Origin of the sequence: Morganella sp. GD04133 (assembly GCF_029835375.1) — a bacterium.
GTDB lineage: Bacteria > Pseudomonadota > Gammaproteobacteria > Enterobacterales > Enterobacteriaceae > Morganella > Morganella morganii_B.
Genome location: NZ_JAODZS010000051.1, coordinates 1 through 22,119, shown reverse-complemented (window position 1 = coordinate 22,119; position 22,119 = coordinate 1). Strand labels below are relative to the sequence as shown.

The 22,119-nt window shown below is 51.3% G+C and carries 21 protein-coding genes and 1 riboswitch; of the genes, 15 read left to right on the top strand and 6 right to left on the bottom strand.

The annotated features are described in order from the left end of the window. Window positions 1–496: 496 nt before the first annotated feature. The 7 genes from N7387_RS19355 to tehB all read left to right on the top strand — a co-directional run bounded on the left by N7387_RS19355 (window position 497) and on the right by tehB (window position 7,818). Window positions 497–1,048 carry a cytochrome b gene (locus N7387_RS19355; protein ID WP_262859526.1) on the top strand — a complete coding sequence of 184 codons (552 nt, stop codon included), beginning with the start codon at window positions 497–499 and terminating at the stop codon, window positions 1,046–1,048. A 39-nt stretch (window positions 1,049–1,087) separates the two neighbouring features. Then, window positions 1,088–1,663 carry a YceI family protein gene (locus N7387_RS19350; RefSeq protein ID WP_262882252.1) on the top strand — a complete coding sequence of 192 codons (576 nt, stop codon included), beginning with the start codon at window positions 1,088–1,090 and terminating at the stop codon, window positions 1,661–1,663. A gap of 104 nt (window positions 1,664–1,767) precedes the next feature. After that, on the top strand, window positions 1,768–2,538 hold the full coding sequence (locus N7387_RS19345) for a hypothetical protein (RefSeq protein WP_262859525.1): 771 nt from the start codon (window positions 1,768–1,770) through the stop codon (window positions 2,536–2,538). Window positions 2,539–3,005: 467 nt separating this feature from the next. Beyond that, window positions 3,006–4,196: an EmrA/EmrK family multidrug efflux transporter periplasmic adaptor subunit gene (locus tag N7387_RS19340; protein WP_279800708.1), complete on the top strand. Its 1,191-nt coding sequence runs from the start codon at window positions 3,006–3,008 to the stop codon at window positions 4,194–4,196. A gap of 18 nt (window positions 4,197–4,214) precedes the next feature. Next, window positions 4,215–5,732 carry a DHA2 family efflux MFS transporter permease subunit gene (locus N7387_RS19335; protein ID WP_274370972.1) on the top strand — a complete coding sequence of 506 codons (1,518 nt, stop codon included), beginning with the start codon at window positions 4,215–4,217 and terminating at the stop codon, window positions 5,730–5,732. 73 nt (window positions 5,733–5,805) lie between these two features. Next, window positions 5,806–6,885: a linear amide C-N hydrolase gene (locus N7387_RS19330; RefSeq protein ID WP_262882231.1), complete on the top strand. Its 1,080-nt coding sequence runs from the start codon at window positions 5,806–5,808 to the stop codon at window positions 6,883–6,885. Window positions 6,886–6,954: 69 nt separating this feature from the next. Continuing rightward, complete coding sequence (gene tehB / locus N7387_RS19325; RefSeq protein WP_279800707.1) at window positions 6,955–7,818, top strand: SAM-dependent methyltransferase TehB; 864 nt, start codon at window positions 6,955–6,957, stop codon at window positions 7,816–7,818. Window positions 7,819–7,824: 6 nt separating this feature from the next. On the opposite strand, the gene clcA is transcribed toward tehB, so the two are convergent. Continuing rightward, complete coding sequence (gene clcA / locus N7387_RS19320; protein WP_279800706.1) at window positions 7,825–9,225, bottom strand: H(+)/Cl(-) exchange transporter ClcA; 1,401 nt, start codon at window positions 9,223–9,225, stop codon at window positions 7,825–7,827. Between the two features lie 227 nt (window positions 9,226–9,452). Here clcA and N7387_RS19315 point away from each other — a divergent pair, with 227 nt between their 5' ends. After that, a complete protein-coding gene (locus tag N7387_RS19315; RefSeq protein WP_279800705.1) occupies window positions 9,453–10,832 on the top strand; it encodes a sodium:alanine symporter family protein in 1,380 nt (459 codons plus the stop codon). 69 nt (window positions 10,833–10,901) lie between these two features. On the opposite strand, the gene N7387_RS19310 is transcribed toward N7387_RS19315, so the two are convergent. The 4 genes from N7387_RS19310 to N7387_RS19295 form a co-directional block, all read right to left on the bottom strand. Next, window positions 10,902–12,059: an ABC transporter substrate-binding protein gene (locus N7387_RS19310; protein ID WP_279800710.1), complete on the bottom strand. Its 1,158-nt coding sequence runs from the start codon at window positions 12,057–12,059 to the stop codon at window positions 10,902–10,904. Window positions 12,060–12,074: 15 nt separating this feature from the next. Then, the gene (locus N7387_RS19305) at window positions 12,075–14,216 is read right to left on the bottom strand and encodes a TonB-dependent siderophore receptor (protein WP_279800709.1); all 2,142 of its coding nucleotides are present in this window, start codon (window positions 14,214–14,216) and stop codon (window positions 12,075–12,077) included. Between the two features lie 234 nt (window positions 14,217–14,450). Further along, window positions 14,451–14,861, bottom strand: coding sequence for a hypothetical protein (locus tag N7387_RS19300; RefSeq protein WP_279800704.1), 411 nt, complete (start codon window positions 14,859–14,861; stop codon window positions 14,451–14,453). Window positions 14,862–14,890: 29 nt separating this feature from the next. Then, window positions 14,891–15,325: a hypothetical protein gene (locus N7387_RS19295; RefSeq protein ID WP_279800703.1), complete on the bottom strand. Its 435-nt coding sequence runs from the start codon at window positions 15,323–15,325 to the stop codon at window positions 14,891–14,893. Window positions 15,326–15,636: 311 nt separating this feature from the next. On the opposite strand from N7387_RS19295, the gene hcp reads away from it, so the two are divergent. The 4 genes from hcp (at window position 15,637) to N7387_RS19275 (ending at window position 20,276) form a co-directional block, all read left to right on the top strand. Then, window positions 15,637–17,289: a hydroxylamine reductase gene (gene hcp / locus N7387_RS19290; RefSeq protein ID WP_279800702.1), complete on the top strand. Its 1,653-nt coding sequence runs from the start codon at window positions 15,637–15,639 to the stop codon at window positions 17,287–17,289. Window positions 17,290–17,355: 66 nt separating this feature from the next. Then, entirely contained in the window at window positions 17,356–18,363 is a 1,008-nt protein-coding gene (gene hcr / locus N7387_RS19285; protein ID WP_015422923.1) for an NADH oxidoreductase, read from the top strand. A 126-nt stretch (window positions 18,364–18,489) separates the two neighbouring features. Beyond that, on the top strand, window positions 18,490–18,879 hold the full coding sequence (locus tag N7387_RS19280) for a nuclear transport factor 2 family protein (protein WP_025152738.1): 390 nt from the start codon (window positions 18,490–18,492) through the stop codon (window positions 18,877–18,879). Window positions 18,880–18,966: 87 nt separating this feature from the next. Continuing rightward, window positions 18,967–19,139, top strand: a riboswitch (M-box (ykoK) riboswitch). A 75-nt stretch (window positions 19,140–19,214) separates the two neighbouring features. Further along, window positions 19,215–20,276: a magnesium transporter gene (locus N7387_RS19275; protein WP_279800701.1), complete on the top strand. Its 1,062-nt coding sequence runs from the start codon at window positions 19,215–19,217 to the stop codon at window positions 20,274–20,276. Here the strand turns inward: N7387_RS19275 and N7387_RS19270 are convergent. Further along, the gene (locus N7387_RS19270; protein ID WP_347815246.1) at window positions 20,257–20,808 is read right to left on the bottom strand and encodes a SprT family zinc-dependent metalloprotease; all 552 of its coding nucleotides are present in this window, start codon (window positions 20,806–20,808) and stop codon (window positions 20,257–20,259) included. The genes N7387_RS19275 and N7387_RS19270 overlap by 20 nt on opposite strands. A gap of 109 nt (window positions 20,809–20,917) precedes the next feature. Between N7387_RS19270 and N7387_RS19265 the strand changes: the two genes are divergently transcribed. From N7387_RS19265 to N7387_RS19255, 3 genes are read left to right on the top strand one after another with little or no spacing between them, the layout of a single operon-like run. Continuing rightward, window positions 20,918–21,235, top strand: coding sequence for a metalloregulator ArsR/SmtB family transcription factor (locus N7387_RS19265; RefSeq protein ID WP_262859512.1), 318 nt, complete (start codon window positions 20,918–20,920; stop codon window positions 21,233–21,235). A gap of 1 nt (window position 21,236) precedes the next feature. Next, the gene (locus tag N7387_RS19260) at window positions 21,237–21,647 is read left to right on the top strand and encodes a YeeE/YedE thiosulfate transporter family protein (protein WP_279800699.1); all 411 of its coding nucleotides are present in this window, start codon (window positions 21,237–21,239) and stop codon (window positions 21,645–21,647) included. Between the two features lie 9 nt (window positions 21,648–21,656). Further along, on the top strand, window positions 21,657–22,085 hold the full coding sequence (locus tag N7387_RS19255) for a DUF6691 family protein (RefSeq protein WP_279800698.1): 429 nt from the start codon (window positions 21,657–21,659) through the stop codon (window positions 22,083–22,085). The last annotated feature ends 34 nt before the right edge of the window (window positions 22,086–22,119 follow it).

Genomic DNA, 22,119 nt, shown 5'->3' with positions numbered 1-22,119 from the left:
CATCGGCGCTTTTTTTATATCTGCCTGATTTTAATCAGAATGCTTTGCTGTATTTTGCAATGATAGCAGCAGCACGGGTCAGGTTGGAAAAGAAAGTTTTGATGCTTTTCATGATGAACTCCTGCTTTTGAATTAGGTTGGTAAGCTGTTTTGCTTTGATGGACGTATCATAGCATTTGTGTGATGTTCGTCAACTTTTTTATCAAAAATATTTTTAAATATTAAAATTATTTTTTGGTGATATCCGTCGGATCCCGGTCTTCTCTGCATTTTGGTTATAACTCAGTCCAATTCGGTCTTACAAAATTCCGGTATATGGGATTTTTCCGGTTTAATATTTTGGGTTCATGTGAAAATAACAGCTAAATTAATCAGTTATTGATTTAATTTGATTGACTTAAGCAAAATATTTGTCCGATATTGTCGTAAAATTCACGTAAAGTATCCCGCTGTTACTGAAATGTTATCCGTATGGAACAGCAAAGGGTATTTATCAATGCAATGGAAAAATAGCGCACAACGGTACGGACATCTCTCCGTTCTGCTTCACTGGGGTGTGGCGGTTACCGTTTACGGGATGTTTGCGCTGGGGCTGTGGATGGTTTCGCTGGGATACTATGATGTCTGGTATCACCGCGCTCCGGAGATCCACAAGAGTATCGGGATCCTGCTGTTTATTGTGCTGGCTGTCCGCATGATTTGGCGCTGGATTTCCCCGCCGCCCCCGGCATTATCCACTTACAGCCGGTTTACCCGTATCAGTGCCGCACTGGCGCACTGGCTGCTGTACGGAATATTGTTTGCCATTTTGATCACCGGCTATTTTATCTCGACGGCAAATGGTCAGGCGGTATCCGTTTTCGGCTGGTTTGATGTACCGGCCACACTGACAGACGGCGCAGAACAGGCAGATACTGCCGGTACGGTGCATCTGTATCTTGCCTGGGCGGTTGTTGTGTTATCGGTGCTCCACGCGCTGGCGGCACTTAAACATCATTTTGTTGATAAAGACGCCACATTAAAACGTATGCTGGGCATGAAACCCTGAACGGGCTGCCCGTAATTTTATTATGACGGAGTGAATATGATGCTGAAGAAAGCACTGATTGGTTTAAGCGCAGGTATGATGCTGCTGGGTTCCGGTGCGGCAATGGCCGACACCTATAAAATCGACAAAGAAGGACAGCACGCCTTTGTACAGTTCCGTATCCAGCACCTGGGTTACAGCTGGCTGTACGGGACATTTAAAGATTTCGACGGTACGTTTACCTTTGATAAAGCCGACCCGGCAAAGGATCGCGTGGATGTGACCATCAAAACCGGCAGCCTGGATACTAACCACGCTGAGCGTGATAAACATCTGCGCGGCAGTGAATTCCTGAATACCGAAAAAAATCCGGAAGCAAAATTCGTTTCCACGAAAGTAGAGAAAAAAGGTGATGACTTTATTATCACCGGGGATCTGACCCTGAACGGCGTGACCAATCCGGTGACACTGGATGCAAAACTGACCGGTGAAGGTCAGGATCCGTGGGGCGGTTACCGCGCCGGTTTTGAAGCCTCCGGAAAAGTGTCACTGAAAAGCTTTAATATCAAAGCGGATCTGGGGCCGAAATCACAGGATGCGGAGCTGATTATTTCCGTTGAAGGCGTAAAAATCTGATTATTTTTGTAATCTGAATAATTATCGGGGCCTGCAATAGCGGGCCTTATTAATTTGTGTCACTATCACTTTCAGAGAAAACTCAGGGTATCAGAGGAAAGTGTGTGAATAAAAAACTCAGCATATTATTGGTTATTATTGTTGCCGTGGTCTTTGCCGGTGCTGGTTATTATATGGGCACCCGGGATAGCGATTTTTCTGTCACTGCCGTCAGTCAGGACAGAATGACAACGCCAAAATCACTTGAAGCAGAGATGATGTCGGAATCGATGCAGTTTATTGACGTGGTCGGCAAAATTTCCCCGGAAAAATATAAAGATCTGAAAAGTCAGATCGGGAATTACAGCACCATGACCCGTGAACAGAAAGTGGCATGGATGAATGATATTACCGGGATGACGGCGGTGTTATTAATTGACCGGATCCCGTATGCCTCTGATGATGCACTGAATGCCTTTGCCGCAGCGGTAAAAGATCAGGCGGAAGGCTATCTGGTGAAAGATCCGTCAGGACAGCAGTGCTTTAATAACTTTTTTCCGGCGCTGAATAAATTCCCGCAGAATAAAGCGGGGGTCATCTATAATGAAGCGGATATCCGCATGCTGAAAACGGTGAATCTGATTCTGACATCATCACTGGAAAACCGGAATACCGGTCATGTCCCGGCACAAGAGGCATACAGGGTACTGGAGAATGTTTACCGGAAGGTATCAGCGAAATACGGTGATAAGGTGGCGTTGCTGAGTGACCTGAATAAAGGTGCGGAAGACCCGGTCATCACCTGCCGGATTGTCGGGGATTTCTATGAGTATTTCACGCAGGAACCCGATAAAGCCGCTGCCGCGGAAGCACTGCGGATGATTTTGTCGCAGTAATATTATGCGGCGGACAGAAGCGAAAATGTGCAAATCGTGCGATTTCTTGTGTCCGGATGAAAAACCAACACATTTCAGTAAAACACGATACTTGATTTAATAATCCGGAAATGTAAACAGAAAATACTCTTATACCCGAAAATGAACCTGACAGACGAATAATCAGGTTTTTTTTCGCGTATTACTCTTTTATGTATTCGGTATCTGTTGCTGAGAGAGCGGAATTCAGTTTCAAAACAGGCAGCGGATATTACTTTTATATCTGCGCATACCGTTATATTCATTTGCTGATTATCATAAACTGACAAAGAAGTTACATATTTTATGGCGTTCAGCCAATGTTTTGTTTCTGTTTATATGACTTTCCGTTTTCCCCTGTAATATTTCACTTACCGTTACTTTTATAGTGATTCGGGCTATTCTGTGCGCAATATTTTTCGGATTAACTTCATTACCGGGGTATTTTGATGGACAACACATCAGCGCAGTCTTCTGCTGCCCAGCCTGCTGACAAAAAAACATCGTCATCCAGTTCTGCCAAACGGAAAATCTGGCTTGCGGGAACGTCACTACTCTTTATTGTGCTGCTGGCCGGCTATCTTATTTACTGGTTTATGGTATTGCGTTATCAGGAATATACCGATGACGCCTACGTGGTGGGCCTGCAGGTCCCGATCGTCGCACAAACCACCGGCAATGTGACACAGGTGAATTTTGAGAATACCGATCTGGTGCATGCCGGTGATGTGCTGGTGGTGCTGGATAAAACCAATGCCGAACTGGCTTACGCACAGGCACGTCATGACCTGGCGGCCACAGTACGCCAGACTCAGGAGCTCTATTTTAACCGCGACCAGCTCGGTGCGGTTATCGCTCAGAAACAAGTGATGCTGAATCAGGCGCAGAATGATTATGCCCGCCGCAGTGTGTTAGGACAGCGGGGGACTATCTCCAAAGAAGATTTACAGCACTCACGCGAAGCGGTTGAAGAGGCGCAGGCATCCCTGAATGCGTCTGTGCAGCAGCTGAATGCCACCAAAGCATTACTGAAAAATACCGCGCTGGCGGATCAGCCCGCAGTATTACAGGCGGCGGATAAAGTCCGTGATGCCTGGATTAGCTTACAGCGCACCGAAATCCGCAGTCCGTATACCGGTTATGTTTCCCGCCGTAATGTGCAGGTCGGGGCTCAGGTCAGCCCGAGTGCCTCGCTGATGGCGATTGTACCGGTCGAACCGGTCTGGATTGATGCCAACTTTAAGGAAACGCAGCTCAGCAGTGTGCGGATCGGGCAGCCGGTCACTATCACCAGTGATTTTTACGGCGACAACGTCATCTTTAACGGCACTGTCGCGGGGCTGGATATGGGTACCGGCAGTGCTTTCTCCCTGCTGCCTGCGCAAAACGCCACCGGTAACTGGATTAAAGTGGTGCAGCGTCTGCCGGTACGGGTCGAGCTGGAGCCGCAGCAGGTTGCCAAATATCCGCTGCGTATTGGTCTGTCGATGAACGTAACCATCGAAACCAAAAATACCGACGGTCCGGTGCTGGCGAATGTGCAGCGCGATACCCCGGCCTTTAAGAGTGATGTGCTGATCCCGGATCTGGCACCGGTCAATGCGGTGATTGCACATATCATTGCCGATAACGCCAGTTAATCCGCGCGGGGCTTTATTGTGGCTAATCAACCGTTAACAGGCATGAAACTGGTCTGGGCGACCATCGCACTGTCGATGGCCACCTTTATGCAGGTGCTGGACTCCACCATTGCCAACGTGGCGATCCCGACCATTTCCGGCGATCTCGGGGCCTCTGTTTCACAGGGCACCTGGGTTATTACCTCGTTCGGGGTATCCAACGCGATTTCCATCGCGATTACCGGGTTTCTGGCCAAGCGCTTCGGGGAAGTGCGGGTGTTTATCTGGTCCACCGGGCTGTTTACCCTGACCTCACTGCTGTGCGGGTTGTCAGAAAGCCTGGAAATGCTGATTTTCTTCCGCGTGTTACAGGGCGGGGTGGCCGGGCCGATAATCCCGCTTTCACAAAGCCTGCTGCTGAAAAGTTATCCGCCTGCCAAACAGAATACCGCGCTGGCGCTCTGGTCGATGACTATCATCCTGGCGCCGGTTTTCGGACCGATTATGGGTGGCTATATCAGTGATAACTTCCACTGGGGCTGGATTTTCTTTATTAACGTCCCTATCGGTATTGCGGTGGTGATTGTCAGTCTGATGCTGCTGCGCGGTATGGAATCGAAGGTGACAAAGGTTCCGCTCAATGTGATTGGCTTGTCGCTGTTGGTGGTCGGGATCGGCTGCCTGCAAATTCTTCTGGATAAAGGGAAAGATCTCGGCTGGCTGGAGTCGGATGAAATTGTCGCATTGGCAATTATTGCCGCTGTTGCGCTGGTCTTCCTGGTGATCTGGGAGCTGACAGATAAAAACCCGATTGTCGAGCTGTCGCTGTTTAAGTCGCGTAACTTTACCATCGGCACACTGTCGGTCAGTCTGGCGTATATGGTCTATTTCGGCGCGATTGTACTGCTGCCGCAGCTGCTGCAGGAGGTGTACGGCTATACCGCGGAATGGGCGGGGCTGGCGCTGGCACCTATCGGGCTGGTGCCGATACTGATTTCCGCGTTTGTCGGTAAAATCTCGAATGTGGTGGATTTGCGCTGGATTGTAACCTTTAGTTTCGTGGTGTATTCCGTCTGCTTCTACTGGCGCGCCTATACCTTTGAGCCGCAGATGGGGTTCTATGCCTCTGTCTGGCCGCAGCTGGTACAGGGTTTTGCAGTGGCCTGTTTCTTTATGCCGCTTACCACCATCACGCTTTCCGGTCTGCCGCCGGAGAAACTGGCCTCTGCCTCCGCACTGGCCAACTTCTTCCGGACCCTGGCGGGTTCTATCGGGACATCGATCACCACCACGCTGTGGAGTCGTCGCGAATCGTTACATCATTCTCAGCTGACGGAATCCATTACCGCGTATAATCCGGAATCGGTACAGATGTATCAGGAGATGGCGCAGCACGGGTTATCAGAAGCGCAGACCTCTGCGTATCTGGCGAAGGAAATCACCGCGCAGGGCCTGATTATCAGTGCCAATGAAATTTTCTGGCTCTCCGGCGGGGTCTTTATCGGATTGATTGTCCTGATCTGGTTTGCCCGGCCGCCGTTTGCCACAAAATCCTGATAAGGACTACAGTAATAAGGAAGGGTAACCGGTAAATTGCCGGTTGCCGGACGTTAATGAAAAGGGGTTTTTCATGACATTTAAGCGAATTATACTTGCCGGTGCGGTTGCGTCGGCCACATTACTGGCTGCTCAGATTGCTTCCGCCTGTACCCGGCTGGTGTATCTCGGGGATGATGCTCAGGTAATCACTGCCCGGTCAATGGACTGGAAAAGTGATGTCGGCACCAATTTATGGATTTTCCCGCAGGGGATGGCGCGTGATGGTGCTGCCGGGCCGAATTCCGTGAAATGGGTGTCAAAATACGGCAGTGTGGTGGCTTCCGGCTATGATGTTGCCACGACTGACGGTATAAATGAAAAGGGATTGTCCGCAAATCTGCTGTGGCTGGTGGAATCCGTGTATCCGACACCGGAAAGTAACAAACCGACCCTGAGTATCTCGGCCTGGGCACAATATGTGCTGGATAACTACGCAACTGTTGAAGAAGCGGTTACCGCACTGGAAAAAGAGCCATTCGCGGTGATCACCGATAAAGTCCCCGGCGAAGAGCGCCTGGCAACACTGCACCTTTCATTATCTGATGCCTCCGGTGACAGTGCCATTATTGAATATATTGATGGTAAGCAGGTGATTCATCATAGCCGTAAATATCAGGTGATGACCAACTCTCCGGTATTCAGTGAGCAGCTGGCACTGGACAGCTACTGGCAGCAAATCAACGGCACTGTGATGCTGCCGGGCACCAACCGCTCTGCTGACCGTTTTGCGCGCGGATCTTTCTATATTAATGCGATTCCGAAAGCAACCACGCCGAATAAAGCGGTGGCGTCGGTGTTCAGTGTGATCCGCAATGTGTCTGTGCCGTTCGGGCTGAATACCGAAGAGGAGCCGAATATCTCCTCTACCCGCTGGCGCACGGTGGTCGATCACAAACGTCAGATTTATTTCTTTGAATCGGCGCTGACACCGAATGTCTTCTGGGTTGATCTGAAGAAAGTGGATTTCAGCAAAGAAAACGGCAAAGTGAAGAAACTGGATCTGGGTCCTGAACAGCAAAATATTTATTCCGGTGATGTGGCAGGTGATTTCACGGATGCCAAACCGTTTGTCTTTCAGGGGATAAACGAAGTTATCGCCCGTCAGAAATAAAAACCATTTACGCCTCACCGGAAAGGATATAAGATGTATTTAAAATACATCTTTAAGGTGAGGCGTAAAATGGAAAACGTAGTCTGCTATAAAACCCTGCCGGTCTGGCAAAAAAACACTATCCCGATGGCCTTTATGGATCGCCATAATACGGCGGAAGGTACGTGGGCACAGCTGACAGTTCTGGCGGGTGAGATGGATTTTGTCGTTTTCGGTGACGACGGCGAAGAGACCCGCTACCATTTTGATACCGCACATCAGCCTCCGCGCCTTGATCCACAGGTGTGGCACAAAATTGAATCCGTCAGTGATGATATTTCCTGTCAGCTTGCCTTCTGGTGTCTGCCTGAAGATGAATTCTATAAAATCCACGGACTGACCCGTCCGCATTCTGAAGTCCGTGAACTGGTGACAATGACCAAACCGGGTAAAACACTCGATTTAGGCTCCGGACGCGGGCGCAACAGCTTTTTCCTGGCGCAGCTCGGTTATGATGTGACTGCCGCGGATATTAATCCGCAGCATATTCAGGCGATTGAAGATGTGAAAGCTGCAGCCGGGATCAGCAATATCCGCACTCAGGTGTATGATATCAATCAGCATGCGTTACAGGATGATTACGACATCATTATCTCCACCGTTGTGCTGATGTTCCTGAAAAGAGAGAATATTGCCGCGATCATCGCTGATATGCAGGCGCATACCCGCCCAGACGGGTATAACCTGATTGTCTGTCCGGTGGAAACAGAGAATATGCCGTATGACGAACTACCGTTTGACTGCTTCCTGAAGCCGGGCGAGTTATCCGGCTATTATGCGGACTGGGACATTCTGAAATACAACGAAAACCCGGGGCATCTGCACCGCACCGATGCGGCAGGCAACCGGATCCGGCTGAATTTCGCCACCCTGATTGCCCGCAAAAAAGCCTGATTACTATTACCCTCGCGGTGCGTCACCGGTTTTTTCCGGCGGCGTGCCGTTCTGCATCAGGATCCGCTCCAGCAGTACCGAATACAGTGGACGCCCGCCCAGATACTGCGCCAGCAGTGTTGCGCCCAGACACGTGATAATCATCGGCAGGATCAGCTGATAGTTATCGGTCATCTCCAGCACCAGCACAATACCGGTAAGCGGCGCACGGACGGTGGCGGCAAAGAGAGCCCCCATGCCTGCAATGGCAAAGGTTGCCGGTTCAATCTGATACTGCGGAAACAGCAGCATGGCGGCATAGCCGAAGAAACTGCCGAACAGTGTGCCGAGTGCGAGTGTCGGCGCGAAGATCCCGCCCGGCGCACCGGAACTGAAGCAGATAACCGTGGTGAGCACGCGGAACAGGAAGATCATCAGAATACCGGTCAGGGAATAGTGCAGTGCGGCAACATCGGGGATCACCGCGAATCCGCCGCCGGTTACCTGCGGCCAGTACAGCCCGGCAATACCGCATAATCCGCCAATCAGCCCGCCGGTGGCAACAAAACGGGATGTTTTGTCCTGATAAAAGCGGCGGAACTGTGTCTGCATGGTAAGCAGAAAGCGGTTGAACATGACACCAATCACACCGAAAACCATTCCCAGCACCAGATAGAGCCAGAGGGTATTCAGCGGGGCGGCATGGTATTTGCCGATATCCAGGATCGGCGCACCGCTGTTAAAGGTCTGAAAAACAATGCTCGACATGATCACGCCGATAAAAACGGCTTTGATGGAAATCAGGCTGTAACGGAACTGCGGACGCATTTCCTCGATGATAAACAGGATCCCCGCGAGCGGTGCGTTAAAGGCGGCGGTCAGACCGGCGGCGGCACCGGTGGCCAGTAATGTATGGCGGGATTCTTTGTTTTTCACCCCGGCCAGCGCACTGACCAGCCCGCTGATATTTGCCCCTAACTGCACGGTCGGGCCTTCACGTCCCAGCACCATACCGGAGCCGAGCGTGCCCAGCCCGCCGATAAATTTCACCGGCAGCACCCGCCACCAGCGTACCGTGCGGACATCCTGCAATGCCCCTTCAATTTCCGGGATCCCCGACCCGCCGGATTCCGGCGAAAAACGCCGCACCAGCCAGTAGCCTGACATGGCCAGCAGGGCGGAAACAATAAACATCAGCGGGATCAGAATACCTTTATTCTCTGTCAGTGCAGCCAGCGAGCTGACCCGGTATTCACCGACCCAATTGACCCCGCGTTCAAACAGCACACCGGTAAAACCGGCAAGTGCGCCGACGGCAGCCGCCAGCAGCAGGACAGTAACAGGGGCGAGGTTGCGTTCTTTAAGGCGTTTAAGCACACGATAACGGCGTTTAAGCGTGGCTGTCGTATGCGGTAAAGCATCAGACATGGCTGAACATGATCCATTTCAGATAAAAATTAATCGCTATTTTAATTCAATTTGTGACAAGTGACACCCTTCACAGATTCAAAAATCCAACGCAAATCCGGACATTTTTTGTTCGCATTCCCGGCATTTTTCCGCTTTAGTAATAAATGATAAATAAATAATAAATAAATGTTACCTATTTGTAATACGTAAAATAAAAAAGTAACAGGGCCGGTCAGGAGGCGTGAATGGATTTGATAACAGAGTGGCTGGGCGCGCTGAACGGCGTGGTATGGGGTGTGCCGATGCTGGCGGGAATACTGGGTGTCGGCTTATATATGCAGATTCGGCTGGGATTTTTGCCTATCCGTAAACTGGGAACTGGGTTCAGATTATTATTTCAGCGCAATGAATCCCGCGGGGAAGGACAGATCTCCCCGTTTAATGCCCTGATGACCGCATTGTCTGCCACTATCGGTACCGGCAATATCGCCGGTGTGGCAACGGCAGTGGTGATGGGCGGGCCGGGCGCACTGTTCTGGATGTGGATGACGGCGCTGGTCGGTATGGCGACAAAATACTCAGAAGCTGTGCTGGCGGTTCGTTACCGTGAAGTGGATAAATACGGGCAGTATGTCGGCGGCCCGATGTATTACATCAAAAACGGCCTCGGCCCGAAATGGGTCTGGCTGGGGACGCTGTTTGCGGTATTTGGTGCCTGTGCCGGGTTTGGCATCGGGAACACCGTTCAGGCCAACTCGGTGGCAGATGTGCTGGAGAGTAATTTCGGCGTCAACAAATGGGTGACCAGCGTGGCGCTGGTGCTGCTGGTTGGTGCAGTACTGATTGGCGGGATCCGCCGTATCTCCGACGTAGCCGGTAAACTGGTGCCGTTTATGACTGTCGGCTACTTTGGTGCTGGTCTTGTGGTGCTGGCGCTGAATATCAGTGAGATTCCGGCAGCATTCTCCCTCATTGTGACCTCTGCTTTCACACCGGTAGCCGCACAGGGCGGATTTGCCGGGGCGACAGTCTGGGCAGCGATACGTTTCGGGGTGGCGCGCGGCGTGTTCTCCAACGAAGCGGGGCTGGGCAGTGCGCCGATAGCGCATGCTGCCGCGAAAACCCAGAATCCGATCCGTCAGGGGCTTATTGCCATGCTCGGCACCTTTATTGACACCATTATTGTCTGTTCGGTAACCGGGCTGACCATTGTCATTATGGGCGGCTGGCTGACAGCGGAAACCGGTGCCACATTGACCGCGTCCTCTTTTAAAGCGGCGATTCCGGGCGGAAACTATATTGTGGCGATTGCACTGACGATTTTTGCCTTCACCACGATCCTCGGCTGGAGTTTTTACGGTGAGAAGTGTGTCCAGTATCTGTTCGGCGTGAAGGCGATTAAGGTTTTCCGTGTATTGTGGCTGATTGCGTTACCGATTGGTGCCACACAGTCGCTGGAGTTTGTCTGGTTGCTGGCGGATACCCTGAATGCCATGATGGCGATCCCGAACCTGATCGCACTGATCTTATTAAGCCCGGTGGTGTACCGTCTGACGCGTGACCATATCCGGGATGTTAATGCAGACAGTATTGATATTGCGAATGAGTTGTATCTGAAGAAATAGCGGCGGGACGTGCAGATAACGGGCAGGAAACTGCCCGTTATTTTTCAGATACGGAAACGGATGTGATGATCAGGGTTGCAGCCAAAACAGGCCGTTGCCGTCCAGTGCAGTAAAGGTTTTATGCAGCATCAGGCTGTCTGCCTGCGGATCGAGTTCAGGAAACAGCGCCGGATGCAGCATTTTGGCGATAGCTTCCACCGCAATAATATTGAACGGGGTATCATAGTATTGCTGATACAGTGCCAGCACCTGCTTCTGCTGATACGCGGTGAGATGCTGCAGTTTCGGTCGGGCCATCAGTTTTTCCAGTGCCGGTACTGCCCGCTCCTCAGAGCCGGTATAGCCGAGCGGTACTGAGACGCTGCCTTTGCGGGTACTTTCCCAGTCGGCAACGGTCATCAGATAAAATTGCGGGTCGGCAGCAATAATCTGTTCTTCATTCACTTCACCCCCCATGCCGTTTTTAAACCAGTCGGCCCCGAGGTTATGTCCTCCGGCTGTGGCAACAAACTCCCCGAAGTTACCGTTACCAAAGGTTTTGCAGCAGCTGTTTTCCCCGGCAAGACCCGCCGCCCGTTCGATAAAGACTGTCGGTTTTTTGTCTTCCGGAATGTTTGCGACCCGGGAGCGGATAAGATCCAGTCGCTGGCGGTAAAAATCATTAAATGCCGCTGCCTGTTTTTCCTGCCCGAAGACCTGCCCCAAAAGCGTCATGCTCGGCATGGTGTTTTGCAGCGGGTACTGACGAAAATCGATAAATATCACCGGAATACCACTTTTTTCCAGCAAATCCAGGGTGCCGCTTTCGGTCAGTTTACTTTGCAGTCCGGTATCAAAAATCACCAGGTCCGGCTGATAAGTCAGCGCTTTTTCGACACTGAAATCCGATGTGTAGGGATTAGGAAATACCGGAATATCTTTCAGCTGCGGAAACGGCTTTTCATACGCAATGCGCAGATCCGGTGCTTTTTTTGTCAGTGCATCATCCCATGCCGCAATACCTTTCAGCGGTTCAGACGGATGCAGAATATTCAGCGCAACCAGTACCCGGCTGTCTGCCAGCATAATCCGGGAGACCGGGGCATTGACGGTGACTGTCCGCCCGGCAATATCCGTCACCGTGATCGGTGCCGCGGCTGTGCTGAACGGCAACAGTGCCGCGAGTGCGGCACAGAGTGTGATGATAAGCGCCGGAAAACGTCCGGCGGCGTGGAACATGTGCTTCATCATATAAAGTAACCTTTAAAACTTCACGGAAGCCTGCGCAAAGAAGGAGCGCGGCTGCCCGGCGTAAATGCCGTAGTTATTATCTGTCGAGCGGGTAAAACTGGCCTGGTCGAACAGGTTTTTTACCCCGGCGGCGAGCGTCAGATCGGACCATTGCGGGCCGAAGTGATACTCGGCACGGGCATCCCACATCATATAGCCCGGAATTATGCCGTAACGCCCGTCAGCACTGCCTTCGGTAATGTAATTTTTTCCGGTTCCCGGTGACTGCTGTTTTGACTGCGCATAGGTGTTGAGATTCCACACCCAGTTGCCGGTTTCATAGCGGGCACCGGCAGTAAAGAGCTGACGGGAGTAGAACGGCAGATCTTTATCTGCAAAATTACCGCGTTTACTGACTGCTTTGGTGTAGGTATAAGTGCTGTAGATACTGACACCGTCGAGCCATTTCGCTGCTTCACTCAGGTCATAATTCAGCGCCAGCTCCACCCCCTGATGGGTGGTCGCGCCGAGGTTTGTCCAGCCGGTTGAGTTTTCAATGTATTGCAGCTGATCATTGAAATCGATATAGAACAGGGTCATTTCCGCAGAAAGCAGACCATCATCAAATCGTGTACCGGCTTCATAGTTATGGGCTTTTTCCGCACTCAGGCCGTTTGCCGGATCATTACCCGCGCCGCCGGTATTAAGCTGGAAATATTGCAGGCTGCCGAATGAGCTGCCGGCATTGGCGAACAGTTTCCACTGATCATCAATATGATAAATCACTGACAGAGCCGGTAACGGCTCGCTGTAACTTTTGCTGCGGAACTGGTTACGGAAACCGTCATCGAGATGAATTTTTATATTTTCATAACGCAGACCGGGAATAACCGTCCAGTTACCGAAATTAATGGTGTCATCGATATAGATGGCATGGGCTTCTGTACCGCCGGAGGTGTGCTGATAGTAATTGTCTGTCTGGGGGCGTGAGCTTTGTGAACCGGTCGGATACCAGCCGGAGCGGTAGGCTTTTTCATCCGCCGTTTCATTCAGATAGCGGTAACCGAAGGTAATTTCATGGGACTGGTTATCAAAACGGAACAGCTGTGAATAGCTTGGCTCAATGGCGTAAGCGGTGTAGTGGCGCGGATAGGAAACGAGTCGGCTCTTACCGGTATTATCTTTTGTTCCTTCGCTTTCAATATAGCTGCCGCGGTAGCTTTTGCTGAACCAGGTCAGTAACTCAAACTGTTTATCATCTTCCTGATGGCGGTATTTAAAGGACATATCCTGGCGGTTGCCTTCAAAACGGTCAAACGGGCGGACTGACTGGTAAGGATCGGCGTTGTATTGTGCTTCCGACAAGCCGCCCGGCATCCCGGATTGGGCATGATAATAGTGGAAGTTTGCCAGCAGTTCATCGGTATCGCTGAAGGCGTAACGGGTTTTCAGGATAATGTCATCAATATCGGTATTATCATTATTCTTACGGTAACCCTGACCGTGCAGGCCGGAGTAGAGCAGCAGCGCACCCGCAGAACCGTCTTCTTTTGATCCGCCGACAGAGGCATCGGTCAGGGTTTTCAGCCCGCCGGTGCGTGCACCCTGTGTTTTGACGGACGCGGAACCGCTGAAGGTTTCCGGAATCGGTTTAGTGACAAAGTTAATTACGCCGCCGACGTTTTGCGGTCCGTAGCGAACAGAAGTGGCACCGCGCATGACGTCAATGCTGCTGATGGAGCCTAACGAGAGTGGTGACATGGATAACTGCGGCTGTCCGTAAGGGGCGGCGGCCAGCGGAATTCCATCGAGCAGAATGGTGGAGCGCGGCGAAAGCCGTGCCGGAAGCCCGCGGATACCGACATTGAGTGAAACGTCACTGCCGCCGGTGCCGTTACTGTCCCGCACCTGAACGCCCGGAATACCGCGCAGGGCGTCCGCGATGGTTTCTGCCCCGGATTCATCGATTTGTTTTTTGGTTTTGATGGTCCGTGCGCCGCCGTGGTTCAGCAGCGTATCGCTGTTATCAGTGTTATCCAGCCAGTTGCCGACAACGACGAGCGGGGTTTCAGTATCTGCGGTGGCGGCGATACTGCCGCTGCTGATAACAGCGAGTGCGAGTGCCAGCGGCGTGAGGCGGGCAGGGCGGCAGGATGCGTTACAGGAATCAGTCATCACTCAGGTTTCCGTGAGAATTTAGGAAAGCAAATGATAATTACAATCATTACCTGTACGCAATAATTTTTTAACAGAAAGTGACTAAGATGCTGATTTTTTAGCCCGGCATTTGATGGTTAAATGGCTGTGGTGAAAACCATTTTTGGCGTGAATGTAACCTTGCTGTTTTAGCGGGGAACGGGCGATTTGGATGGATTGGTCCGCCCGTTATCCCCGGAGAGGGCAGATATGTCAGCAATCGGGTTCGTCACCGCATAAATAAGAGTCAACCCATTCATTCTTTTCGCGGAACAGGTAGATATAGTTACCATCAGGAAAGCGGATATCACCGGCACCGCTTGATGATATTCGCCATTCACCTGTCTGACCATTTTCAAGTTCAAGACTGCCGTATGAAATACAGGATGAATAATAATCATGATCCCATGACATGTCTGACGATATTTCTGCTGACCGGAAGTAATTGATCAGTTGTTCTTTATTTGGTGTGAATTTTTTACAGGCATTAACTTCGCCCGCAGGGGGATTTTTTGTGACAGTAATTCCTGAATTTTCTATTTCTATATTTTTTACAGACATAGCATTCATAATAGCCGGCACAAAAAACAGGACAAATAACAGGATATCTCTTTTCTTTACCATAGTGCTGTATCCGCTTTAGTTTACCGCTATTAACATCCGGGATCAGGATTTGGCTCATCACCTAAACCATAAGTGCAGGCATTCGGGTCTTTCCACGCGTTATCTTTATAGAAAAAATAAACGGAACTGCCGTCATTCAGAATGACTGATGCAAGGCCACTTGACTGGAGTGTCCATTTACCGGATTGGCCATCCTTAAACTGAACGCTTCCGTATGAAATGCAGGCAGAGTAATAATCATGTAACCATCTGTTTTCTTTAGATTCTTCTGCGAATTTAAAGAATTTTATGAGTTGTTTTTTCTCCGGGATAAAACGTTTGCACGCTTCTTTTTCATATATATTATTTTCTCCGTCATAAATAGTACCGGATTCAATTATTTCAATATTTTTTACAGACCTGGCCTGAGTCATTACAGGTAATGCAAAAAATATAACGGTGATAATCGCTATTTTTTTTACCATGATGCTGTACTCGCTTCTGTTTTATTCTTTCGTCCCACATCAGGATGCCGGTATATTTATCCATCCTCTGGTCAGTTTCCTTACCGGTTTGTATCACGCCGCCGTATTCCAAACTATCGGACAATCCCTTAGTCAGCATGACATTTAACACATTGTAAATGTTAATCATTCGCGATAGTGATGTGTCGTGCCGGTTAATTTTTGCTTTAGATCAAGCAAAGGAATGATAGTCAGGAAAACCCCTTTTCAGCGGTCTGAAATGGCGTATTCTTATGTTGCATATAAAATACAACTTATAAGGAAGCAAGAGCATGTACTGTGTGCAATGTGAACAAACGATGCGTACGCCGGTGGGTAATGGCTGTGCCTATGCCCAGGGCATGTGCGGTAAAACCGCAGAAACATCTGACTTACAGGATCTGCTGGTGGCAGTACTGGAAAGTCTTTCAGCGTGGGCGGTTGCTGCGCGTGAATCAGGTATCATCGATCACGACACAGACAGCTTTGCGCCGCGTGCGTTTTTCTCCACATTAACTAACGTTAACTTCGATTCTGAGCGCATCATCGGTTATGCGCAGGAAGCGATTGTGATGCGTGACAGCCTGATGAAACGCTGCCTGGCGAAAAATCCGGCATTGGTTGTGAATCACCCGTTAGCAAACCTGCAACTGAAGGGCACGGATATTGCGTCACTGGTGAAACAGGCCGATGAATTTGCCCTGAATAAAGATAAGCAGGCTATCGGTGATGATATTCACGGTCTGCGTATGCTCTGCCTGTACGGCCTGAAAGGGGCGGCGGCGTATATGGAGCACGCCCATGTGCTGGGCAAGTACAGTGATGAGATTTACGGCCAGTACCATGAAATCATGGCGTGGCTCGGTACTGATCCGTCTGATATGGGGGAGCTGCTCAACCAGTCCATGGCGATTGGTATGATGAACTTTAAAATCATGGAAATGCTGGATGCTGGTGAAACCGAAGCTTACGGTCATCCGACGCCGTCTTCCGTGAACGTCCGTCCGGTGGCAGGTAAAGCGATTCTGATCTCCGGTCATGACCTCAAAGATCTGCATATGCTGCTGCAACAGACAGAAGGCACCGGTGTGAATGTTTATACTCACGGTGAAATGCTGCCTGCACACGGCTATCCGGAACTGAAAAAATACAAACATCTGGTCGGTAACTACGGCAGCGGCTGGCAGAACCAGCAAACTGAGTTTGCCAAATTCCCGGGCCCGATTCTGATGACCTCCAACTGTATCCTGGATCCGAATCCGGGCAGTTATACCGACCGTATCTGGACCCGCAGTATCGTCGGCTGGCCGGGCGCAAAACACCTGACCAGTGATGATTTCAGCGATATTATCGCGCAGGCTCAGGCGATGGACGGCTTCCCATACAGCGAAATCGAACACCTGATCACCGTTGGTTTTGGGCGTGAAACGCTGCTCAATGCCGCAGATACCGTGATTGACCTGGTGGCAACCGGCAAACTGCGTCATGTGTTCCTCGTCGGCGGTTGCGACGGCAGCCGCGGTGAGCGCAGCTATTACACCGATTTCGCCCGTCAGGTGCCTCAGGACTGCCTGATTATGACCCTGGCCTGCGGTAAATACCGTTTCAACAAACTGGATTTCGGGACTCTGGAAGGATTACCGCGCCTGCTGGATGTCGGTCAGTGCAACGATGCGTATTCCGCGATTATGCTGGCGGTGAAACTGGCTGAGAAACTGGGCTGCGGCGTGAATGATCTGCCGCTGACCCTGGTACTCTCCTGGTTTGAACAGAAAGCGATTGTGATCCTGCTGACTCTGCTGGCGCTGGGCGTGAAGGATATCTTCACCGGCCCGACCGCACCGGCATTTCTGACGGACAATCTGCTGAATGTACTGAATGAAAAATTCGGTATGCGTCCGATTACCACTGTTGAAAATGATTTACACGCTGTGTTAGGCGCGTAATTGCCGTAACTGTTAGCACCGGAGAGGGCGGTCACGCCTTCTCCGGCACGGAGTCAGGAGAGCCCGATGACAATGCCGACGTCTTTATGTCCGAACCGCATGCAGGTCCATTCTGTCAGGCAGGAAACCCCGGATGTGTGGACTATCAATCTGATTAACCACGATTTTTATCAGTATCACGCAGGGCAGTATGCGCTGGTGAGTATCCGCAACAGTGATGAGACACTGCGTGCTTATACCTTATCCTCCACACCGGGACTGAGCCCGTTCCTGAGCCTGACAGTGCGCCGTCTGGATGACGGACAGGGTTCCGGCTGGCTGACCGGCGAGGTGAAACCGGGTGATTACCTGTGGCTGTCTGATGCACAGGGTGAATTTACCTGTGATGCCCGACCGGCTGAACGCTATCTGATGCTGGCCGCCGGTTGCGGCGTGACCCCGGTGATGTCGATGACCCGCTGGATCCTGCACCGTCAGCCGGAAAGTCAGGTGACGGTGATTTTCAACGTGCGTGATAAACAGCAGGTGATTTTTGCTCAGGAATGGCAACAGTTGCTGACTGCATTCCCGGCCCGTCTGCGCCTGATTCTGATGGTGGAAAACAGTGATGAGACGGATGAATTGTTATCCGGCCGCCTGTCAGAAGAAAAACTGAAGGCACTGATCCCGGATATCGCACAGCACACGGTGATGACCTGTGGTCCGGCGCCGTATATGAAGAATGTGCAGACATTCTGTCAGGCACTGAATGTGGATCCGGGCAGCTTCTTTATGGAGCGTTTCGGACCGGAGCCGGAAGCAGAAGCCGGAGAGCAGATGGTCACTATGACCATTCAGTCCCCGCTGCGTCAGGTGAAAGTGCCTGTCGGTATGACGCTGCTGGCGGCGATGGAAGCCAACAGTGTGCCGGTGATGGCAGCCTGCCGTGCCGGTGTCTGCGGAAGCTGTAAAACCCGTGTCCGCAGCGGTGAATACACCACCACCAGCACCATGACGCTGACACCGGAAGAGATTGAGCAGGGTTATGTTCTGGCGTGCAGCTGTCAGATTCAGGGTAATGTTGAATTAGCCTGATTGAGAATCATTCGGTATAATGGCAAAAAAGCGTCGTTTTCAGCGGCGCTTTTCTGTTTCCGGCGGATAAACGCCGGGTTTCCGCTATGCTGTAAATGTCATCATAATAAAAAAGGATTTTCAGCAATGAATAAGACAGAGTTTGTAACCCGTGCCCTGACTGACGTTCTCGGTGAACATATCGGTGATGAATCCCTGGTTGAACAGTATTTTTCCCGTGATTATGTCCAGGTGGTGAATGGTCAGACAATTGAATTCCCCGCATTTCTTGCCCATCTTAATGCCCTGAAAATGGCAACCCGCAGTATTACCATTGAGATTAAATCTATCGCAGAAGGCGAGTCCTGTGTACACACACAGCATATCGCGAAGGCGGAAAAAGTCAGTGGCGAACACGCCGCCTTTGAGGTTTTCGCCTGTTTCCGTCTGGCAGACGGCAAAATTGTCCGTTGTGAGGAAGTGACACGGCAGCTGACCGGCGATGAGAGCGATAACGATCTGGGCTCCCGGACCTGATCGGTAACCTCAATGCTTTCTAAACGAAATACGAATAGTCCTCGCCATATAATTTATGAGAGTTATAATTCGCGCCGCATTTAAGGTGCAGTATCTCGTTAGGCGAGGCTCCTATACAAACAAAGGTTGCTGATCTGACGACGTCGAGAGACGCCCAAGATTAGGACAGGTTATATCGAACAGAAGGTATAACCCGAAGTAACTTCCCGCAGTCTGCGGGATACGTTGTATAGTGCTAAAACCGAGACGTGAGATAGCCTACGCATTCTCTCATCTGGTTTCGCCCCTATTGGAGTGCTGTTTGAAGTCCATAACAGACATTAGGGTCACACATCATGAAATTAACCAACTACGAAAAAGCGGACGCGCTGGTCATTTCCGCGCCATCCGTTAATCCGCCACACCACACCGAACGTCCGCAGCGCAGTGATGAAGACGCCGTCAGTGCTTACATGAGTCAGGCGTATATCCGCGTGACCGTGTCAGACTCGATTGCTGCCGTCAAACTGACGCTGCGTGAGGAACTGGAGGGTGAGCAGATCCCCACTTATTTATATGTACTGGATGAGGATAATTACCTGAATGGTATCCTGCCGGTTAAAGCCCTGCTGACGGCAGCAGAAGATACGTTTGTCGCCGATGTGATGCGCCAGACCTATTTTTCTGTTTCACCGGAGCAGTCCCGGCACGATGTGTACGAGCTTATCAATAACAGCGGGATTGATACGGTGCCGGTGGTGCAGTTCGGCAAGCTGGCCGGTATTCTGCGTCCGCAGGATATCGCGGAGCTGATTGAGGATGAGAACACGCAGGATGCGGCATTACAGGGCGGTTCCCAGCCGCTGGATGAGCCTTATCTGAGCACCAGCCCGTTCACACTGTGGCGCAAGCGCGCAGTCTGGCTGCTGATGCTGTTCGTGGCGGAAGCGTATACCGGTACGGTGCTCAAGGCATTTGAGGAACAACTGGAAGCGGCTATCTCACTGGCTTTCTTTATCCCGCTGCTGATCGGCACCGGGGGTAACAGCGGTACTCAGATCACCTCAACCCTCGTCCGTGCCATGGCACTCGGGGAAGTGAGTCTGCGTAATATCGGCGCGGTGCTGCGCAAAGAGCTGTCCACGTCACTGCTGGTGGCCTTTACCATGGGATGTGCGGGGATGATCCGCGCCTGGTTCCTGGGGGTCGGGCCGGAAGTGATGATGGTGGTCAGTCTGACACTGGTGTGTATCACGGTCTGGAGTGCGATTGTCTCCTCCATTATCCCGATGGTGCTTAAGCGTCTGAAAGTGGATCCGGCAGTGGTTTCCGCACCGTTTATTGCCACCCTGATTGACGGTACCGGGCTGATTATCTACTTCGAGACAGCCAAACTGATTATGACTGATCTGGTGTAAGGTCGCCGGGAGATGATATTGCAGCCGCACTGTTATCCCGCACCAGCGTACTTTTACAATGACGGCACAGGTACTGACTTTCCCCGCGCAACACTTTGTTATGGCGGCGGACGGTCAGTTCATGTGCCGTTTTGCATTGGCAGCGGTAGGTGAATGTCCGGCTGCGGACCGACGTCACATCAAAGCGGTGTGTGCGGACAGCCGGGACACCCAACACCTCTGTCATCATCCACTGCCATTCCCGCCCGTGGGGGGCCACGCGGCCGAAACGGCGGTAAACCAGCAGATGTGCCAGCTCGTGAGGGACCACATCCTGTATGAATTCATGGCTGTTTTCAGTCAGTAATACCGGATTGAGACGGATTTCCCATGTTTGCAGGCAGGCGCTGCCAGCCGTGGTGCCGCGCTGGCGATAGTTCAGTTCAGGCTCCGGATAATCCGTTCTCAGTGCCCGGCAGGCACGGGCCAGATAATCACGCAGGGTCTGCATGCAGGCCTGTTGTAATGCGGTGGGAACTCGGGTCGGTTTCATAGCCGGAAGCTTAGCGGGACTGACGTAAAGCTGCAACCGTTATCAGTATGTTGTATATATCTCAAAATAATATTATATTTAATTGCATAGTGTAGTAAGGAATAAATTTATGACACCAACACAGCTTACCGATATGCAGGAAGCCGCCGCAGGCGTTGCTGCTCTGCTGAAAATACTGGGAAATCCGGATCGTTTGCTGCTGCTATGCCAGCTGAGCCGGGGCGAATGCAATGTCAGTGAACTGGAGGAGCTGACCGGCATCAATCAGCCGACGTTATCACAGCAATTGACGGTGTTGCGCAATGAAGGACTGGTAAATACCCGGCGTGAAGGAAAACGTATCTATTATTCCGTGGCAGATGAGAAAGTACTGATATTGCTGACCACGCTGTATCAGCTTTATTGTCCTGAAAAAAAAGGAAAATAATATGGTGATTGATAGCGCGGCCTTTACGCCGGTCAGTGCGGCTCTGGGCGGGCTGATGATCGGCATTGCGGTTGCTGTGCTGTTACTGTTTAACGGGCGGATTGCCGGGATCAGCGGGATTTTCGCCAATATGTTCACAAAGCAGAGCGGCTGGCGGGTAGCGTTTATTGCCGGGCTGGCAGGGGCCCCGTGGATTTATATTCTGTTTGCCGGTCAGCCGGATGTCGTGATCGCCGCAGGTTATCCGTTGCTTATCGCCGCCGGTCTGCTGGTTGGTTTCGGTACGCGGCTGGGTAACGGCTGTACCAGCGGGCACGGTATCTGTGGTATGGCGCGGTTATCAAAACGATCATTTGCTGCCGTGGCGGTGTTTATGGTTACGGCTTTTCTGACGGTCTGGCTGATGAAATAAGGACGAATTATGCCTGTTATCACTGCATTAATCAGCGGGATTTTGTTCGGCCTCGGTTTGCTGGTGGCCGGGATGGGTAACCCGCAGAAGATTCTGGCGTTTCTGGATATCACCGGCAACTGGGATCCTTCACTGCTGATCACCATGGCGGTGGCTATGGTGGTCAGTATGGTTGCCTTTACGGTGGCTAAAAAACGCAAAAAAACGGTATGCGGTACGCCTGTTGAGTTACCGGTGAACAGTAAAATTGATAAACGGCTGCTGACCGGTGCAGTGCTGTTTGGTCTCGGCTGGGGACTGGCGGGAATTTGCCCGGGACCCGGTATTCTGTTATCCGGGATGCTCAGTATTAAAGGGTTGGTATTTACGGCATCGATGATTGCCGGGATGGTGATTTTTGCACTGTATTCATCGTATCAGCGCGGCAAAGCACAGTGAATGACGGTGTTCGGAACGTAAAAAAACCGGCTTT

What these genes read in the sequence shown, in the direction of transcription:
- N7387_RS19280 (WP_025152738.1), top strand. Translation starts at nt 18,490, where the DNA reads ATGAATAAGACAGAGTTTGTAACCCGTGCCCTGACTGACGTTCTCGGT.
- N7387_RS19315 (WP_279800705.1), top strand. Translation starts at nt 9,453, where the DNA reads ATGGATTTGATAACAGAGTGGCTGGGCGCGCTGAACGGCGTGGTATGG.
- clcA (WP_279800706.1), bottom strand. Translation starts at nt 9,225, where the DNA reads ATGTCTGATGCTTTACCGCATACGACAGCCACGCTTAAACGCCGTTAT.
- N7387_RS19305 (WP_279800709.1), bottom strand. Translation starts at nt 14,216, where the DNA reads ATGACTGATTCCTGTAACGCATCCTGCCGCCCTGCCCGCCTCACGCCG.
- N7387_RS19330 (WP_262882231.1), top strand. Translation starts at nt 5,806, where the DNA reads ATGACATTTAAGCGAATTATACTTGCCGGTGCGGTTGCGTCGGCCACA.
- N7387_RS19295 (WP_279800703.1), bottom strand. Translation starts at nt 15,325, where the DNA reads ATGGTAAAAAAAATAGCGATTATCACCGTTATATTTTTTGCATTACCT.
- tehB (WP_279800707.1), top strand. Translation starts at nt 6,955, where the DNA reads ATGGAAAACGTAGTCTGCTATAAAACCCTGCCGGTCTGGCAAAAAAAC.
- N7387_RS19265 (WP_262859512.1), top strand. Translation starts at nt 20,918, where the DNA reads ATGACACCAACACAGCTTACCGATATGCAGGAAGCCGCCGCAGGCGTT.
- N7387_RS19350 (WP_262882252.1), top strand. Translation starts at nt 1,088, where the DNA reads ATGCTGAAGAAAGCACTGATTGGTTTAAGCGCAGGTATGATGCTGCTG.
- N7387_RS19340 (WP_279800708.1), top strand. Translation starts at nt 3,006, where the DNA reads ATGGACAACACATCAGCGCAGTCTTCTGCTGCCCAGCCTGCTGACAAA.
- N7387_RS19300 (WP_279800704.1), bottom strand. Translation starts at nt 14,861, where the DNA reads ATGGTAAAGAAAAGAGATATCCTGTTATTTGTCCTGTTTTTTGTGCCG.
- N7387_RS19355 (WP_262859526.1), top strand. Translation starts at nt 497, where the DNA reads ATGCAATGGAAAAATAGCGCACAACGGTACGGACATCTCTCCGTTCTG.
- hcp (WP_279800702.1), top strand. Translation starts at nt 15,637, where the DNA reads ATGTACTGTGTGCAATGTGAACAAACGATGCGTACGCCGGTGGGTAAT.
- N7387_RS19255 (WP_279800698.1), top strand. Translation starts at nt 21,657, where the DNA reads ATGCCTGTTATCACTGCATTAATCAGCGGGATTTTGTTCGGCCTCGGT.
- N7387_RS19260 (WP_279800699.1), top strand. Translation starts at nt 21,237, where the DNA reads ATGGTGATTGATAGCGCGGCCTTTACGCCGGTCAGTGCGGCTCTGGGC.
- N7387_RS19275 (WP_279800701.1), top strand. Translation starts at nt 19,215, where the DNA reads ATGAAATTAACCAACTACGAAAAAGCGGACGCGCTGGTCATTTCCGCG.
- N7387_RS19270 (WP_347815246.1), bottom strand. Translation starts at nt 20,808, where the DNA reads ATGAAACCGACCCGAGTTCCCACCGCATTACAACAGGCCTGCATGCAG.
- N7387_RS19310 (WP_279800710.1), bottom strand. Translation starts at nt 12,059, where the DNA reads ATGAAGCACATGTTCCACGCCGCCGGACGTTTTCCGGCGCTTATCATC.
- hcr (WP_015422923.1), top strand. Translation starts at nt 17,356, where the DNA reads ATGACAATGCCGACGTCTTTATGTCCGAACCGCATGCAGGTCCATTCT.